The sequence below is a fragment of the Thermus sp. CCB_US3_UF1 genome (genome assembly GCF_000236585.1).
Lineage (GTDB): Bacteria > Deinococcota > Deinococci > Deinococcales > Thermaceae > Thermus.
Genome location: NC_017278.1, coordinates 882,266 through 897,765 on the forward strand (window position 1 = coordinate 882,266; position 15,500 = coordinate 897,765).

A 15,500-nucleotide genomic window follows, 5' to 3' on the forward strand; every position below is an offset into this window, starting at 1 on the left:
TTAGACTGGGGGCGGAGGTGAACAATGCGGCGGTTTTTGGCCCTCTTGTTGTTCCTTGGTCTGGCCCTGGCCCAGGGCCTCGAGGCCTTCTGGAAGGCGGTGGAGGTTCCGGGCGGCCTCTGCTCCGACGGCTCCCCCTACCGCTTCTACGTAAGCCCGGGGGATCCCAAGAGGCTCGTCCTGGACTTCCAGGGGGGCGGGGCCTGCTGGAACGCCGCCACCTGCAGCGCGGAGAGCCAGACCTACCGCAAGCGGGTGGACGTGCAGGAGCTCCTCCTGGCCCAGGGGATCTACAACCGCCTGAGCGCGGCCAACCCCTTCGCGGGCTGGACCCATGTCTTCATCCCCTACTGCACCGGGGACCTGCACGTGGGCCGGGCCACGGTGGACTACGGGGGGTTCAGGGTCCACCACCAGGGGGCCAGGAACGTCCAGGGGGTCCTGGACTACGTCTTTAGGAACTACACCAACCCCGAACGGGTCTTCGTGACCGGGTGCTCCGCCGGGGCCTACGGGGCGGTCTTCTGGGCCGACCGGGTTCTTGCCGCCTACAAGGAGGCCCAGGTGGCGGTGTGCGGGGACGCCGGGGTGGGGGTGCGCACCGAGGGCTTCCCCGGCTTCGCGGTGTGGAACCCCCGGCTGCCCGAGGTCGCGGGGCTTTCTCCCAACCCCCAGGTGGCGGAGATCTACCTGGTCCTGGCCCGGGCCTTCCCCAAGGCCCGTTTCGCCCAGTACACCACGGCCTTGGACGGCACCCAGGTCTTCTTCTATGGCCTCATGAAGGGGGAGCGCACCCCCTCCGAGGCCACGGCCCGGGAGTGGGCGGAAGGGGCCCAAAGGGCCCTCCTCCTTCCCGCCCAGGCGGAGAACTACACCCTCTACCTGGCCCCCGGGAGCCAGCACTGCATCCTGCCCCGGCCCGAGCTCTACACCCTGAAGGTGGGGGAGGTGGCCTTCCTGGACTGGCTCAGGTCCCTGGCTGAGGGGAAGACCCCCCCTCGGGTGCGCCCCTGAGGCCGAAGGCGGCGAACCAGTCCCGGAGCTCGGGGTAGAGGCTGAGGAGGAGGCGGTGCCCCTTCCTGCGGTCCAAGGGGGCCGCGTCCAGAAAGGCCCTAAGGAGCCTGTCCCCCTCCGCAAGGAGGGCCTCGGCCTTGAGGGTGAACTGGGCCTGGAACCAGAGGGCGCTTTCCAGGTTGCCCCGCCGCCTTTCGTAGGCGGAAAGGCTCCGCACCCTGGGGCTGAGCCCCGCCAGGTAGCGGCTCCAGGCCAGAAGGGTTTCCCCGAGCTCCGGCCTGGCCCCCTTCAGGCCCAGAAGGAAGAGGTAGTTGGCGAAGAACTCGTCCAGCCAGCGGGCCCCCGTGCGCAGGCGCCAGGCCACCTGGACCGCGTGGGCGTACTCGTGCCCCAGGTTGAGGTCCAGGAGAAGGGCGGGCTCCCCCGGAGGGGGGCCTAGGGGGAGGAGGACCTCCCGCAGGCGGTGGAGGAGCCTTTCCGGGTAGGTGAGGGGGGCGTAGACGGCCAGGCCCTGGGGGCCCGTGTGCTGGAAGGGAAGGCCGTAAGGATAGGCCAGCCTTTGCCGCCAGTCCCTCTCCGAGAGGGCGTACAGGGTCACCGGGGGGATGGGGGCGTAGGCGGCGTAGACCGCCCGCAGGGCCAGGAGGTAGTCCCTAAGGGCCTGGGCCCTCAGGGCCCCGCCCTGGGAGGCGAAGGCGGGCAGGTGGGGGTGGGGGAGGGCGAGGAGGGGCATCAGATGACTTCGCGGAAACCGATGCGCTCGGCCTGGGCCCGGAGCTCCTCCTTGAGGGCCCGGTGCTCGGGGCGGGAGAGGTCCGGGTCCTCCTCCAGGATGCGCTTGGCCAGGGCCCGGGCCCGCTCAATGATCCCAGTGTCCTCCGCCAGGTCCCCCAGCTTCAGCTCGGGGTAGCCGGACTGGCGGGTGCCCCTCAGCTCCCCGGGGCCGCGCAGCTTCAGGTCCATCTCGGCGATGTAGAAGCCGTCCGTGGAGGCCTCCAGCACCTTGAGGCGCTTGAGGGTCTTCTGGCTTGCCTCCCCGGCGATGAGGATGGCGTAGCCCTCGAGGCCCCCCCGCCCCACCCGTCCCCGGAGCTGGTGGAGTTGCGCCAGGCCGAAGCGCTCCGCGTTCTCCACGATGATCAGGCTTGCCCGGGGGATGTCCACCCCCACCTCGATCACCGTGGTGGAGACCAGAAGGTCAAAGGCCCCCTGGCGGAAGGCCTCCATCACGGCATCCTTTTCCCGGGCGGGCATCTTCCCGTGGAGGAGGGCCATGCGCACCCCGGGGAGGAGGCCCCTTAGCTCCTCAAACAGGGTGGTGGCGGCCTTGAGGTCCAGCTCCTCTGATTCCTCAATGGCCGGGGCCACCACGAAGACCTGGTGCCCCTTGCGCACCTCCTCCCGGGCGAAGGCGTAGGCCTGGAGGCGGAGGCGGTGGGGGAGGACCTTGGTCTTCACCGGGATGCGCCCCGGGGGCATCTCGTCCAGGAGGCTCACCTCCAGGTCCCCGTAGAGGGTGAGGGCCAGGGAGCGGGGGATGGGGGTGGCGGACATGACCAGGACGTCCGGGGGCACCCGGGCCAGCTTGAGAAGGGCCCGCCGCTGCAGGACGCCGAAGCGGTGCTCCTCGTCCACCACCGCCAGGCCCAGGTCCCGGAAGCCCACCTTCTCCTGGATCAGGGCATGGGTGCCCACGGCCACCTGGGCCTCTCCCGAGGCCAAGCGGTCCAGGACGGCCTCCTTCTCCCTGAGGGTCATGGAGCCCAGGAGGAGTTCCACCCGCACCCCCAAGGGGAAGAGGTAGCGGGTGAGGTTTTGGTGGTGTTGCTTGGCCAGGATCTCCGTGGGGGCCATGAGGGCCCCCTGGGCCCCGTTTTGCGCCGCCAGGTAAAGGGCGAAGGCCGCCACCACCGTCTTCCCCGAGCCCACGTCCCCCTGGAGGAGGCGGGCCATCTGCCTGGGGCTTTGCATGTCGGAGGCGATCTCCCCCATAACCCTTTCCTGGGCCCGGGTGAGGGGGAAGGGCAGGGCCTCCTTGAAGGCCTCCACCCAGGCCTCCTCCACCCGGAAGCTCCGGCCCAAGACCATCCCCCCGGCGTCCAGGAGGGCCTTGATTTCCAGAAGGAGGTACTCCTGGAACTTGAGGCGGAGGAGGGCCCGCTTGAGGGCCTCCTCGTCCTCGGGGAAGTGGATGGCCCTTAGGGCCTCGGAGTAGTCCCCAAGCCCTTCCGCCTCCCGGTAGGGGGCCAGGGGATCGGGGAGGGGGAGGGCCCTTTGCAGGGCCTGGTGGACGGTGCGCCGCAGGAAGGCCTGGCCTATGCCCTCCTTGGCGGGGTAGATGGGGACGATGCGCCCGGTGGAAAGGGACTCGGTGCCCTCGTCCTCAAAGTGCTCCACCAGAAGCTGCACCCCGCCCCGCCGCTGCACCCGCCCGGTGACGATCAGGGTGGCCCCCACCTCCACCTGGGACAGGACCCAGGGCTGGTTGAACCAGACCAGGGTGAGCCGCCACCCCCAGGCGTCCTGGGCCCGCACCTGGACCAGCTGCATTCCCTTTTTGGGGGTCTTGAGGAGCTCCTTGGCCAGGACCTTCACCGCCAGGGTGGCCTTCTGGCCTTCCTCCAGGAAGCGCACCCCGGGCAGGGCCCGGCGGTCCTCGTAGCGGCGGGGGTAGTAGTGGAGCACGTCCCGCACCGTGCGCAGGGCCAGCTCGGCCAGCTTTTTCCGGCCCTGGGGGGGGGCGAGGAGGTGGGCGGGGTCCTCGGGGGAGAGGCTTCCCGGGGGCTTGGGGGCAGGGGGGGGCGGGGCGCCATCTTGCAGGAAGCGGATGGCCTCCTCCAGGATCCGCCGCCTTTCCTCGGGGGCCTTTTCCCCATAGCCCTGGAAGAGGCTGAGGAGCTCGGGAAAGGGGCGGGCCAGGTTCCGCACCAGGCCCTCGAGGCCCCCCACCACCACCTGGTCCTTGGCCCCATCCTTCAGCTCCCGGAGGATGGGCCTTAGGAGCCTTTCCCTAAGCTCCCCTTCCCTCACGCTCCCCATGATACCCTTAGGCCTGTGAGCCGCGTGGAGCGATTGCCAAACGGTCTCCTTCTGGCCCTGGAGGAGCGGGACTACCCGGGGGTGGCCTTCCACCTCCTGGTCCCCGCCGGGGCGGTGAACGAACCCGAGGGGCTTCTCGGGTCCAGCGCCCTCCTGGAGGGGTGGCTTTGGAAGGGGGCCGGGGAGCTGGACGCCCAGGGCCTGGCGGGGGCCCTGGACGCCCTGGGGGTAAGGCGGCAAAGCGGGGCGGGGCTGGAGTATACCCTTTTTTCCGCCGCCTTCTTGCCGGAAGTCCTGGAGGAGGTCTTCCGCCTCTATGCCCTCCTCCTCACCCAGCCCCGCCTGCCCAGGGAGGCCTTTGAGGCCGTGCGGAGCGTGGCCCTGCAAAGCCTCCTCTCCCAGGAGGACCAGCCGGCGCGGAAGCTCTTTTCCGAGCTGAGGCGCCGGGTTTTCCTCTCCGCCCACGGGCGGGACCCCTTGGGCCAGGCGGAGGACCTGAAAGGGGCCACCCCGGAGGCGGTGCGGGCGGACTTCCACCGGCGCTATACCCCTAGGGGGGCCATCCTGGCCGTGGCGGGAGGGGTTTCCTGGGAGCGCCTCCTCGCGGCCTCGGAGCCCTTCCTGGCCTGGGAGGGGGAGGAGGCCTTCTACCCCCCACCGCGGCTGGCTGAGCCCCATCGCTTCGCCCTTCCGCGCCCCACCGCCCAGGTGCAGATCGGCCTGGCCTACCCCGACGTGGGGCCGGAGGATCCGGGCTTCTACCCGGCCCGGCTGGCCCTCGAGGTCCTCTCCGGAGGGATGTCCAGCCGCCTCTTCACCGAGGTGCGGGAGAAGCGGGGCCTGGTGTATGCGGTTTCCGCCTTCCCCGCCGGGGTTAGGGGGCAGGGCCTCCTCATGGCCTACGCCGGCACCACCAAGGAGCGGGCCCAGGAAACCCTGGAGGTGATGCTTCAGGAGATGGAAAGGCTGGCCCAGGGGGTGACGGAGGAGGAGCTCCTCCGGGCCAAGGTGGGCCTGAGGACCGCCCTGGTCATGGCCGACGAGTCCATACGCAGCCGGGCCAGCTCCATGGCCCGGGACCTCTTCGCCCTGGGCCGGGTGCGTTCCCTTTCCGAGATCGAAGGGGCCATTGAGGGGACGGACCTGGGGGCGGTGAACGCCTTCCTGCGGGCCCACCCCTACCGCGACCCCTGGGTGGGCCTTCTGGGGGAGGTGGCCCATGTTTCGTGAAGCAGAACTGAAAAACGGCCTCAAGATCATCGCCGAGGTGCTTCCCGATGCCCGGAGTGTGGCCCTGGGTTATTTCGTCAAGACCGGGGCCCGGGACGAGGAGCCGGAGGAGAGCGGGGTGAGCCACTTCCTGGAGCACATGGTCTTCAAGGGCCCCGAGGGGATGGACGCCCTCTCGGTCAACCTGGCCTTTGACCGCCTGGGGGCCCAGTACAACGCCTTCACCTCCGAGGAGGCCACGGTCTACTACGGGGCGGTCCTGCCCGAGTTCGCCCTGCCCCTCTTGGAGCTCTTTTCCAAGCTCCTGCGCCCCGCCCTGCGCCCCGAGGACTTCGCCACGGAGAAGGGGGTGATCCTGGAGGAGATCGCCCGCTACCAGGACCGTCCGGGCTACATGGCCTACGACTGGGCCCGGGCCCGCTTCTTCGCCGGGCACCCTCTGGGCCACAGCGTCTTGGGCACGGAGGAGAGCATCACCGCCCTCACCCGGGAGGCCATGGCCGCCTACCACCGCCGCCGCTACCTGCCGGGGAACATGGTCCTGGCCGCCACGGGCCGGGTGGACTTTGAGGCCTTGGTGGCCGAGGCCGAGCGGCTCACCCAGGACTGGCCCATGGGGGAGGCGGACCGGGCCTACCCCCCCCTCCTCCCCGCCCACGGCGTGGAGGAGCGCCCCTACGAGAAGGCCCGGGCCCTTTACCTGGTGGGCCTTTTCCCCGGCCTGGCCTACGGGGACGAGGGGCGGTACGCCGCCCAGGTCCTGGCCCACCTCCTGGGGGAGGAGGGCTCGGGGCGGCTGCACTTCGCCCTGGTGGACCGGGGCCTGGCCGAGGTGGCCTCCTTCGGCCACGAGGAGGCGGACGGGGCGGGCTTTTTCCACGCCTACGTCCAGGCGGACCCCAGCCACAAGGAGGCGGTGCTTTCCACCCTGCAGGCGGAATTGGCCCGCCTGGAGCGGGAAGGGGTGGGGGAAGGGGAGGTGGAGCGGGCCAAGACCCCCCTGGCCACGGCCCTGGTCTTCGCTGGGGAGACCCCCATGGGGCGGCTCTTTCACCTGGGAATGGAGTACCTCTACACCGGGCGCTACCTCCCCTTGGCCGAGGTCAAGGCCCGGGTGGGGCGGGTGGGGGCGAAGGAGGTCAACGCCCTCCTGGAAGGGGGCCACCTGAGCCGGGGCCTTTACTACCTGGTCCTTCCCCATGGAGCCTAAGGCCCTGGGGGCGGCCCTCTTCACCATCCTCCTTTGGGCCAGCGCCTTCGCCGGGATCCGGGCGGGGCTGGAGGGGCTTGCCCCTGGGCACCTGGTCCTCCTGCGCTTTTTGGTGGCGGGGGCCCTTCTCCTCCTCTTCGCCCCCCTATGGGGGGTGCGCCCGCCCCGCCGGGAGGACCTGCCCCGGCTCTTCCTCCTGGGCTTTTTGGGCATCAGCCTCTACCACACCGCCCTGGTCTACGGGGAGGTCTGGGTGAGCGCCGGGGCCGCCAGCCTCCTCATCGCCACCGGGCCGGTGTTCACCGCTTTGCTTTCCCGCTTCCTTCTTGGGGAAAGGCTTTCCCCTTGGGGGGTTGTGGGGTTTGCCCTGGCCCTGGTGGGGGCTAGCCTCATCGCCTTCGGGGAGGGCGGGGGCCTGGCCTTGAGCCCCGGGGCCTTTCTGGTCCTCCTTTCCGCCCTGTCCACCTCCTTCTACTTCGTCCTACAAAAACCCCTTTTCGCCCGCTACCGCAGCCAGGAGATGACCGTGTACACCCTCCTCCTGGGCACCCTGCCCCTCCTCCTCTTCCTGCCCGGGCTTCCCGAGGCCCTGAGGACGGCGCCCCGGCCCGCCCTCCTTAGCGCCTTGTACCTGGGGGTTTTCCCCGGGGCTTTGGCCTACCTCACCTGGACCTACGCCCTTTCCCGCACCCCGGCCTCGAGGCTCTCCAGCTTCCTCTACCTCTCCCCGGTCCTGGCCATCCTCATCGCCTACCTTTGGCTGGGGGAGGTGCCTTCCCCCCTCTCCCTCTGGGGTGGGGGGCTGGCCCTCCTCGGGGTCCTCCTGGTAAACCTCAAGGGCGTAAAATAGCCCCCGGGGTGCCCTATGGAAGTGAAGGTTATCGGCGTGGTGGGCGCGGGGCAGATGGGTAGCGGCATCGCCCAGGTGGCGGCGGTGGCGGGCTACGGGGTGGTGCTGGTGGACGTGGCGGAAAGCTTCCTGGAAAGGGGCCTGGCCAGCATCCGGCGCTCCCTAGGGAAGTTCCTGGAAAAGGGGAGGATCACCCCCGAGGCCCACGAGGAGGCCCTGGGGCGGATCCGCACCGGCCTAAGCCTCGAGGACCTCAAAGAGGCCGACCTCATCGTGGAGGCCATCGTGGAGGACGAGGGGGAGAAGCGCCGCCTCTTTGAGCGCCTGGGGGCCTTGGCCAAGCCGGAGGCGGTCCTGGCCAGCAACACCTCCTCCATCCCCATCACCGCCTTGGCCCGCTACTCTGGCCGGCCCCAGCGCTTCATCGGCATGCACTTCTTCAACCCCGTTCCCCTCATGCCCCTGGTGGAGGTGATCCGGGGGGAGCTCACCGCCCCGGAAACCCGGGATCTGGTGGTGGCCGTGGCCCAGCGGATGGGGAAGACCCCCCTGGAGGTCCAGGACTACCCGGGCTTCGTGTCCAACCGCCTCCTCATGCCCATGATCAACGAGGCCATCGAGGCCCTGCGCGAGGGGGTGGCCAGCAAGGAGGCCATCGACGGGGTGATGCGCCTGGGGATGAACCACCCCATGGGGCCCTTGGAGCTGGCCGATTTCATCGGCCTGGACACCTGCTTGGCCATCATGGAGGTCCTCCACCGGGGCTTCGGGGACGACAAGTACCGCCCCTCCCCCCTCCTGCGCCGCATGGTCCAGGCGGGGCTTCTGGGCCGCAAGACGGGCCGGGGCTTTTACGCCTACGACGAGAAGGGGAACAAGGTGGGCTAAAAGAAAAAGAAATGAGGATATTATGTCCATTCTGCCCAAGCTTTTACCCCGAGCCAGTTGGCTTGCACTCCTTTTCCTTGCTGCCTGCGCGCCCTCGGCCGTGAACCCTGCCCCGTCCCCAGGGGGCTTCCGGGCGGCCCCCTTTCCCGGCACGCCCTTCCACGCCCGCTCCACCCAGGAGGGGTTCCACCTTTCCGCCACCGCCTTGGGCCTGAGCCTGGGCATGGTGAGGGAGGCGTTTTACCTGGGAATAACCCCCATGGGCCTGGGCGCTTACCTGGAAGCGGGGTACCGGGCTGGGGTGGCCGTTTCCCTGGGCCTTGGCTCCCAGTACTGGGATGGCTGTGTGTGGGATCCTTCCACCCAAACCTGCGCCAGCTACCAGGAACGCGCGTGGGGGTTGGCGGTGGACGTGGCCTACCCTTTTCCTATCCCTACCCAGACCGGGGAAGCCTACCTGGCCCCAAGGGTCTACCTGGGCTACGCCCACATCGTGCGCACGGGCCAGGGAGCTGGGGAGAGAGGCCGGTTTTTCCTGTACCCCGGGGTGGTCCTGGGAATCAACGTTTCCCTTGCCTCCTTGTCTCCCGAACTCCGCCTGGGGCTGGAAACCGGCTTCCTCCTTTACGGGGAGACCGGGACCTTCTTCTCTCCCTTTAGCCTGGGCCTAAGCTACCGCTTCTAGGGGGCCTTTGCCCCTGGAAGCTTTTCCACCCGGGGGGTAGACTCAGGGCCATGGAGCTGCCGCGCGCCTATGGCCTCCTCCTCCACCCCACCAGCCTCCCTGGCCCGTACGGGGTGGGGGTGCTGGGGGAAGAAGCCCGGGCCTTTTTGCGCTTTCTCAAGGAATCCGGGGCCCGGTACTGGCAGGTTCTGCCCTTGGGCCCCACGGGCTACGGGGACTCCCCCTACCAGTCCTTCAGCGCCTTCGCCGGGAACCCCTACCTCATCGACCTGAGGCCCCTGGCCCAGGCGGGGTATGTGGCCTTGGCCGATCCCGGCTTCCCCCAGGGGCGGGTGGACTACGGCTGGCTGTACGCCTGGAAGTGGCCCGCCCTGAAGGAGGCCTTCCGGGGCTTTGGGGCAAAGGCCCCCAAGGAGGAGCGGGAGAGCTTCCTGGCCTTCCAGGAGGAGGAGGGCTCATGGCTTAAGGACTACGCCCTTTTCATGGCCCTAAAGGCCCACCACGGGGGGCTTTCCTGGAACCGGTGGCCCCTGCCCCTGCGCCTCAGGGAGGAACGGGCCCTCAAGGAGGCCGAGGCGGCCTTGGCGGAGGAGGTGGCCTTTCACGCCTGGACCCAGTGGCTTTTCTTCCGCCAATGGGGGGCCTTGAAGGCCGAGGCCGAGGCCTTGGGCCTCGAGGTCATCGGGGACATGCCCATCTTCGTGGCTGAGGACTCCGCCGAGGTCTGGGCCCACCCCGAGTGGTTCCACCTGGACGAGGAGGGCCGCCCCACGGTGGTGGCCGGGGTGCCCCCGGACTACTTTTCCGAAACCGGCCAGCGCTGGGGCAACCCCCTTTACCGCTGGGAGGTGCTGGAACGGGAAGGCTTCTCCTTCTGGGTGGCGCGTTTGGCCAAGGCCCTGGAGCTTTTCCACCTGGTGCGCATCGACCACTTCCGCGGCTTTGAGGCCTACTGGGAGATCCCCGCCACCTGCCCCACGGCGGTGGAAGGGCGCTGGGTCAAGGCCCCGGGGGAGCGGCTTTTTGAGCGCATCCAGGAGGTTTTTGGCCGGGTGCCCATCCTGGCGGAAGACCTGGGGGTCATCACCCCGGAGGTGGAGGCCCTGAGGGACCGCTTCGGCCTTCCCGGGATGAAGGTCCTGCAGTTCGCCTTTGACAACGGCCTGGAAAACCCTTTCCTGCCCCATAACTACCCTTCCCATGGCCGGGTGGTGGTCTACACCGGCACCCACGACAACGACACCACCCTGGGCTGGTACCGCACCGCTACCCCCCACGAGCGGGCCTTTTTGGCCCGCTACCTGGCGGACTGGGGGATTGGCTTCCAAAGGGAGGAGGAGGTTCCCTGGGCCCTCATGGCCCTGGGGATGCGCTCCCTGGCCCGGCTGGCGGTGTACCCGGTGCAGGACGTGCTGGCCTTGGGCTCCGAGGCCCGGATGAACTACCCTGGCCGCCCTGCGGGGAACTGGGCCTGGCGGCTCCGCCCGGGGGAGCTATCCGGGGAACAGGGGGAGAGGCTTCGCCAGATGGCCGAGGCCACGGGACGGCTCAGCTAAACCCCCCCACCCCGTCTAGGGATGGGGGGAGGGGTAGGCCCTGGCCTTTAGCCCAGGGCCTTTTTCACCAGCTCCACGATCTCGTCAATGGTGTCGGCCACGGGAATGCCGGCCTCGGCGAAGGCCTGGAGCTTGGACTCCGGGGTGCCCACGTTGCCCATGATGATGGCCCCGGCGTGGCCCATGCGCTTGCCCTTGGGGGCGCTGCGCCCGCCGATAAAGCCCACCACGGGCTTGTTCATGTGCGCCTTCACCCAGGCCGCCGCCTCCTCCTCGTCGGAGCCGCCGATCTCCCCGATAAGGACCACGGCCTCGGTCTCGGGGTCTTCGTTGAAGAGGGGGAGAAGGTCCTTGAAGGTGGTGCCGATGACCGGGTCCCCGCCGATGCCCACGGTGGTGGTGGTGCCGAGGCCCGCCTGGGAAAGGGCGGCGGCGGCCTCATAGGTGAGGGTGCCGGAGCGGCTGATAAGGCCCACCTTGCCCCGCTTGAACACGTGGCCGGGCATGATGCCGATCTTGGCCTCCTCGGCGCTGATGATCCCGGGGCAGTTGCCGCCAATCAGGCGGCTGCCCAGGGCCTTGATCTCCTCCACCGCCTTCACCATGTCCAGGGTGGGGATGCCCTCGGTGATGAGGACGATGAGGGGGATGCCGGCGTGGGCGGCCTCGAGGGCCGCATCCGCTGCCATAGGGGCGGGCACGAAGATGATGGAAGCGTCGATGGCGTGGTTCGCCACCGCCTCCTTCACCGTGTCGTAGACGGGGAGGCCCAGGACCTCCATGCCCCCCTTGCCGGGGGTGACCCCGGCCACCACCTGGGTACCGTAGGCCAGCATCTGCTGGGTGTGGAACTGCCCTTCCCGCCCGGTGATGCCCTGGACCAGGACGCGGGTTTCGCGGTTCACCAGGATCACGCCGCACCTCCCACCATGGCCACGATGGCCTTAGCCGCCTCCACGGACGTGGGGTACATGTAAATGGGCTTGCCCTCCAGAAGCCGCTTGGCCTCCTCCTCGGCAGTGCCCGCCACCCGCATGACCACGGGCTTGGTGAGGAGGCCCTCCTCCAGGGCCCGGATCACCCCCTTGGCCACCTCGTCGGCCCGGGTGATGCCGCCGAAGATGTTGAGGAAGACCCCCTTGACGTCCGGGTCCTTGAGGACCACCTTGAGGGCGTTGTACACCACATCGGCCTTGGCCCCGCCCCCAATGTCCAGGAAGTTGGCGGGCTTGCCCCCCACCCGGTTCACCAGGTCCAGGGTGTACATCACGAGCCCGGCCCCGTTGCCGATGATGCCGATGCTCCCCGGAAGCTTCACGTAGGCGAAGCCGTAGTTGCTGGCCTCCACCTCCAAGGGGTGCTCGGCCTCGATCTCCCGAAGCTCGGCCAAGTCGGGGTGGCGGAAGAGGGCGTTGTCGTCCAGGACGATCTTGGCGTCCGCGGCCACGATCTGGCCGTCCGTGGTCACCACCAGGGGGTTGATCTCGGCGATGGAGGCGTCCACCCCCTCGTAGGCCCGGTACAGGGCCACCAGGACCTGGGCCAGCTTGTTCAGGTTCCCCTCCAGCCCGGCCCGCTTCACCATCTCCCGGGCCTCAAAGGGGCGGAAGCCCTTGTGGGGGTCAATCCAGAACTTGTGGATGGCCTCGGGGCGTTGGGCGGCCACCTCCTCAATGTCCACCCCCCCTTCCTTGGAGAGCATGAGGACCACCTTCTTCTGGGAGCGGTCCAGGATGAGGCCGGCGTAGTACTCCTTGGCGATGTCCACCGCCTCGGCCACCAGCACCTTCTTCACCGTGAGGCCCTTGATGTTCATGCCCAAGATGGCCTGGGCCTTCTCGTAGGCCTCGGCGGGGGTGTCCGCCAGCTTTACGCCGCCCGCCTTGCCTCTGCCGCCCACGTGCACCTGGGCCTTGATGACCACCCGCTTGCCCAGTTCCTCGGCGATCCGCTTCGCCTCGTCGGGGGTGTAGGCCACCTTGCCGGGCGGCACCGGCACCCCGTAGCGGGCCAGGATCTCCTTGGCTTGATACTCGTGCAGGTTCAAGCTCCACCTCCTTGGCCGGCCAAGGCCGAAGGGCATTATACCCTTCATGCCAGGGGGCTTGGGGGGTAAGCTGGGGGGGAAAGGGGGGGGTTATGGACGAGAAGCGGGCGGGTTGGGCCCTGGGGCTTGCCCTGGTGGTCCTGGGGGTCTTGCTCCTCCTCCAGGCCCTGGGGGTGGCGCTGGGGCGCTGGCTCTTTGGCCTCTTGCTCCTGGGGGCCGGGGGAGGGTTTCTGGCGGCCTACCTTCAGGGGCGGTACGGGTGGGCCTCCATCCCTGGCCTGGGCCTTCTGGGCTTGGCCCTGGCCCTTTTCCTTGAAGGGCAGGCGTGGGCTGGAAGCCTCTTCCTCCTGGGCTTGGGGGCGGGGCTTATCGCCACCTACCTGGCGGACCGGGCCCAGTGGTGGGCCCTGATCCCGGGGGGCATCCTCCTCTCCCTGGCGGGGGTGGCCCTGGTGGAGGGGCTTTGGGCGGTGGAGGCGGGCTGGCTTCTCTTCCTGGGCATGGCCCTCACCTTCGCCGCCCTTTTCCTCCTGGGCCACCGCTGGGCCCTATGGCCGGCCTTGGGGATGCTGCTTCCCCTGGCCCTCACCCGCGAACCCTTGCGGCTTTTTCTGGCCTACGCCCTTCCCTTGGCCCTGATCCTGGTGGGGGGGTATCTCCTTTGGCGTAGCCTGCGCCGGGCCTAGGCCTCCACCGCCGGGCGGGCGAAGAAAAGGCGGCCCACCTGGGTCTGGATGGCCTGGGTGATGACCACCTCCACCTCCTGCCCCCGGTAGCGGTTTCCCCCGTCCACCACCACCATGGAGCCATCCTCCAGGTAGCCCACCCCCTGGTGGGGCTCCTTGCCCTCCTTGAGGATGAGGAGCCTCAGGGTGTCCCCCACCTGGAGCTGGGGCCGGAGGGCCTGGGCCAGGGCCTGGACCGAGAGGGCCTTCACCCCGTAGATGCGGGTCATCTGCAGGAGGGCCAGATCGTTGCTCACCAGGGCCGCCCCAAGGTCCCGGGCCAGGAAGAGGAGCTTCTCGTCCACGCTCTCCCCCTTGGGGGTTTCCTCCAGGACCTCCAGCTCGAGGTGCTCCTTGAGCCGCTCCAGGGCCTCGAGGCCCCGCCGCCCCTTGGCCCGCTTCAGGGGGTCTTGGCTATCGGCGAAGTGCTGCAGCTCCTTGAGGACGAAGTGGGGCACAAAGAGGGGCCCCTCCAGGAAGCCCGTGGCCGCCACCTCCGCCAGGCGGCCGTCCACCAGAACGCTCGTGTCCAGCACCTTGCCCCCTTGGGGGCGGCGCCTTTCTTGGGGAGGGCGCAGGTACTCCTTGTAGCCCAGGGCCAGGTAGGAGAAGAGGGCCACGAGGAAGAGGGCCAGAAGGAGGCTGTGGTAGGGGGAAAAGCCCGGGATCTGGGAGAGGAGGCTGGTGAGGAGGACCGTGAGGAGGAGGCCCAGGGTGGCCCCCAGGGTGAGGGCCACGGGCACCTCCGGGGGCAGTTCCCGCAGGCGGCGCAGCCGGCTTTCCAAGAAGGCCTCCACCCTGGGGGCCAGGAGGATTCCGCCCAGGAAGCCGGCCACCACCAGGTAGAAGCGGTTCAGGGAGAGGAGGCCCGCCGAGCGGGGGAGGAGGCCAAGCCCCTCCAGCCCCACGGCTAGCTGGTAGCCCAGGAGGGCGAAGAGGAGGTAGAAGAGCAGGCGCAGGCTCATCCCAGGTACCGCTCCACCGCCTCCCCCAGGCCCCGGGTGTTCCCGGGGTGGAGGAAGCGGGCAAACCCCGCCCGCTCCCCTTCCCGAAGCCGCCTCTCCAGCCCCACCACGCTCCGCACCTCCCCCAGGAGGCCCACCTCCCCCACCACGGCCAGGTCGTGGGGGAGGGGCCGGCCCACCACCGCAGAATACACCGCCAGGGCCACGGCCAGGTCCAGGCCCGGGTCCTGCACCCTAAGCCCTCCCGCCAGGTTCACGTAGACGTCCAGGTTGGCCAGGGGCAGGCCGAGCCGCCTTTCCAGGACCGCCAGCACCATGTCCACCCGCCTGGGATCCAGGCCCTGGACCAGGCGGCGGGGGGCGGGGAAGGGGGTTTTGGCGGCCAGGGCCTGGACCTCGAGGGCCAAAGCCCTTTCCCCGGCCAGGGCCAGGGCGATGGCGCTGCCTGGCACCCCTAGGGGCCTTTCCAGGAGGAAGGCCTCGGAGGGGTTTTGTACCTCCAGAAGCCCGGCCTCCTCCATGCGGAACACCCCCAGCTCCCCCACGGGGCCGAAGCGGTTCTTGGCGCTCCGCAGCACCCTGTACACCCCGGCGCTTTCCAGGTAAAGGGTGGCGTCCACCGCGTGTTCCACGCTCTTGGGCCCCGCCACCACCCCTTCCTTGGTCACGTGCCCCACCAGGACCACCGCGGTGCCCGTGGCCTTGGCCAGGCGCACAAAGGCGGCGGTGGCCTCCCGCACGGCCACCAGGCTTCCCGGGCTTCCCCCGGCCTCAATGGTCTGGACCGAGTCCACAAAGAGGAGCTGGGGCGGGGCGGCCTCCAAGAAGGCTAAGAGGGGTTCCAGACGGGTTTCCCGCAGCAGGAGGAGGTCTTCCACCCCCAGCCGCCGGGCCCGCAGCTTGATCTGGGCCGGGGACTCCTCCCCAGCCACATAGTAGACCTCCTGGGGCAGGCGTTTGGCCATCTCCAGGAGGAGGGTGCTCTTGCCCACCCCGGGCTCCCCCCCCAGGAGGACCACCTCCCCGGGCACGAACCCCCCGCCCAGGACCCGGTCCACCTCGGCCATCCCCGAGGAGAAGCGCCGCTCCTCGGCCTCGTCCACCCGGGCCAGGGGGATGGGGGTGGGGGCCTCGAGGCCCCCCTTGCCCCTGGGGGGCCTGGGGGTTGGGAGGCTGGCCTCCTGGAAACTCCCCCAGGCCCCGCACCCCGGGCACCGGCCCAGGGGCTTGGGGGTGCGGTAGCCGCACTCCACGCAGGCGTAAGCGGTTTTGGCCATGGGCTAGGCCTCGA

The 15,500-nt window shown here is 69.4% G+C and carries 14 protein-coding genes; 8 read left to right on the top strand and 6 right to left on the bottom strand.

The genetic code is table 11. The annotated features are described in order from the left end of the window. Window positions 1-24: 24 nt before the first annotated feature. On the top strand, window positions 25-1,014 hold the full coding sequence (locus TCCBUS3UF1_RS04400) for a pectin acetylesterase-family hydrolase (protein WP_014515301.1): 990 nt from the start codon (window positions 25-27) through the stop codon (window positions 1,012-1,014). On the opposite strand, the gene TCCBUS3UF1_RS04405 is transcribed toward TCCBUS3UF1_RS04400, so the two are convergent. Both TCCBUS3UF1_RS04405 and recG read right to left on the bottom strand, forming a co-directional pair. After that, window positions 968-1,747 carry a hypothetical protein gene (locus TCCBUS3UF1_RS04405; RefSeq protein ID WP_014515302.1) on the bottom strand — a complete coding sequence of 260 codons (780 nt, stop codon included), beginning with the start codon at window positions 1,745-1,747 and terminating at the stop codon, window positions 968-970. The two genes, TCCBUS3UF1_RS04400 and TCCBUS3UF1_RS04405, sit on opposite strands and share 47 nt — an antisense overlap. Continuing rightward, window positions 1,747-4,053 (bottom strand): ATP-dependent DNA helicase RecG, encoded by a 2,307-nt coding sequence (recG, locus tag TCCBUS3UF1_RS04410; protein WP_014515303.1) that lies wholly within the window; start codon window positions 4,051-4,053, stop codon window positions 1,747-1,749. The genes TCCBUS3UF1_RS04405 and recG overlap by 1 nt, the downstream gene beginning before the upstream one ends. Before the next feature lie 15 nt (window positions 4,054-4,068). On the opposite strand from recG, the gene TCCBUS3UF1_RS04415 reads away from it, so the two are divergent. The 6 genes from TCCBUS3UF1_RS04415 (at window position 4,069) to malQ (ending at window position 10,472) form a co-directional block, all read left to right on the top strand. Beyond that, entirely contained in the window at window positions 4,069-5,283 is a 1,215-nt protein-coding gene (locus TCCBUS3UF1_RS04415; RefSeq protein WP_041433761.1) for a pitrilysin family protein, read from the top strand. Continuing rightward, window positions 5,273-6,493 carry a pitrilysin family protein gene (locus TCCBUS3UF1_RS04420; RefSeq protein WP_014515305.1) on the top strand — a complete coding sequence of 407 codons (1,221 nt, stop codon included), beginning with the start codon at window positions 5,273-5,275 and terminating at the stop codon, window positions 6,491-6,493. The genes TCCBUS3UF1_RS04415 and TCCBUS3UF1_RS04420 overlap by 11 nt, the downstream gene beginning before the upstream one ends. Beyond that, on the top strand, window positions 6,483-7,343 hold the full coding sequence (locus TCCBUS3UF1_RS04425) for a DMT family transporter (protein ID WP_014515306.1): 861 nt from the start codon (window positions 6,483-6,485) through the stop codon (window positions 7,341-7,343). Before TCCBUS3UF1_RS04420 ends, TCCBUS3UF1_RS04425 begins: the two co-directional genes overlap by 11 nt. Window positions 7,344-7,358: 15 nt before the next feature. Further along, entirely contained in the window at window positions 7,359-8,231 is an 873-nt protein-coding gene (locus TCCBUS3UF1_RS04430; protein ID WP_041433762.1) for a 3-hydroxybutyryl-CoA dehydrogenase, read from the top strand. 100 nt (window positions 8,232-8,331) lie between these two features. After that, the gene (locus TCCBUS3UF1_RS04435; protein ID WP_155983260.1) at window positions 8,332-8,916 is read left to right on the top strand and encodes a hypothetical protein; all 585 of its coding nucleotides are present in this window, start codon (window positions 8,332-8,334) and stop codon (window positions 8,914-8,916) included. Between the two features lie 50 nt (window positions 8,917-8,966). Next, a complete protein-coding gene (malQ, locus tag TCCBUS3UF1_RS04440) occupies window positions 8,967-10,472 on the top strand; it encodes a 4-alpha-glucanotransferase (RefSeq protein ID WP_014515309.1) in 1,506 nt (501 codons plus the stop codon). A 47-nt stretch (window positions 10,473-10,519) separates the two neighbouring features. On the opposite strand, the gene sucD is transcribed toward malQ, so the two are convergent. Both sucD and sucC read right to left on the bottom strand, forming a co-directional pair. Continuing rightward, window positions 10,520-11,386 carry a succinate--CoA ligase subunit alpha gene (gene sucD, locus TCCBUS3UF1_RS04445; RefSeq protein WP_014515310.1) on the bottom strand — a complete coding sequence of 289 codons (867 nt, stop codon included), beginning with the start codon at window positions 11,384-11,386 and terminating at the stop codon, window positions 10,520-10,522. Next, window positions 11,383-12,519: an ADP-forming succinate--CoA ligase subunit beta gene (gene sucC / locus TCCBUS3UF1_RS04450; RefSeq protein ID WP_041433966.1), complete on the bottom strand. Its 1,137-nt coding sequence runs from the start codon at window positions 12,517-12,519 to the stop codon at window positions 11,383-11,385. The genes sucD and sucC overlap by 4 nt, the downstream gene beginning before the upstream one ends. A 92-nt stretch (window positions 12,520-12,611) precedes the next feature. Between sucC and TCCBUS3UF1_RS04455 the strand changes: the two genes are divergently transcribed. Next, entirely contained in the window at window positions 12,612-13,205 is a 594-nt protein-coding gene (locus TCCBUS3UF1_RS04455; protein ID WP_014515312.1) for a hypothetical protein, read from the top strand. On the opposite strand, the gene TCCBUS3UF1_RS04460 is transcribed toward TCCBUS3UF1_RS04455, so the two are convergent. Beyond that, a complete protein-coding gene (locus tag TCCBUS3UF1_RS04460; RefSeq protein ID WP_014515313.1) occupies window positions 13,202-14,209 on the bottom strand; it encodes a PIN/TRAM domain-containing protein in 1,008 nt (335 codons plus the stop codon). The two genes, TCCBUS3UF1_RS04455 and TCCBUS3UF1_RS04460, sit on opposite strands and share 4 nt — an antisense overlap. Then, window positions 14,206-15,486: a DNA repair protein RadA gene (gene radA / locus TCCBUS3UF1_RS04465; protein WP_014515314.1), complete on the bottom strand. Its 1,281-nt coding sequence runs from the start codon at window positions 15,484-15,486 to the stop codon at window positions 14,206-14,208. The genes TCCBUS3UF1_RS04460 and radA overlap by 4 nt, the downstream gene beginning before the upstream one ends. Window positions 15,487-15,500: the final 14 nt, after the last annotated feature.

What these genes read in the sequence shown, in the direction of transcription:
- TCCBUS3UF1_RS04400 (WP_014515301.1), top strand. Translation starts at nt 25, where the DNA reads ATGCGGCGGTTTTTGGCCCTCTTGTTGTTCCTTGGTCTGGCCCTGGCC.
- TCCBUS3UF1_RS04405 (WP_014515302.1), bottom strand. Translation starts at nt 1,747, where the DNA reads ATGCCCCTCCTCGCCCTCCCCCACCCCCACCTGCCCGCCTTCGCCTCC.
- recG (WP_014515303.1), bottom strand. Translation starts at nt 4,053, where the DNA reads ATGGGGAGCGTGAGGGAAGGGGAGCTTAGGGAAAGGCTCCTAAGGCCC.
- TCCBUS3UF1_RS04420 (WP_014515305.1), top strand. Translation starts at nt 5,273, where the DNA reads ATGTTTCGTGAAGCAGAACTGAAAAACGGCCTCAAGATCATCGCCGAG.
- TCCBUS3UF1_RS04425 (WP_014515306.1), top strand. Translation starts at nt 6,483, where the DNA reads ATGGAGCCTAAGGCCCTGGGGGCGGCCCTCTTCACCATCCTCCTTTGG.
- TCCBUS3UF1_RS04430 (WP_041433762.1), top strand. Translation starts at nt 7,359, where the DNA reads ATGGAAGTGAAGGTTATCGGCGTGGTGGGCGCGGGGCAGATGGGTAGC.
- malQ (WP_014515309.1), top strand. Translation starts at nt 8,967, where the DNA reads ATGGAGCTGCCGCGCGCCTATGGCCTCCTCCTCCACCCCACCAGCCTC.
- TCCBUS3UF1_RS04455 (WP_014515312.1), top strand. Translation starts at nt 12,612, where the DNA reads ATGGACGAGAAGCGGGCGGGTTGGGCCCTGGGGCTTGCCCTGGTGGTC.
- TCCBUS3UF1_RS04460 (WP_014515313.1), bottom strand. Translation starts at nt 14,209, where the DNA reads ATGAGCCTGCGCCTGCTCTTCTACCTCCTCTTCGCCCTCCTGGGCTAC.
- radA (WP_014515314.1), bottom strand. Translation starts at nt 15,486, where the DNA reads ATGGCCAAAACCGCTTACGCCTGCGTGGAGTGCGGCTACCGCACCCCC.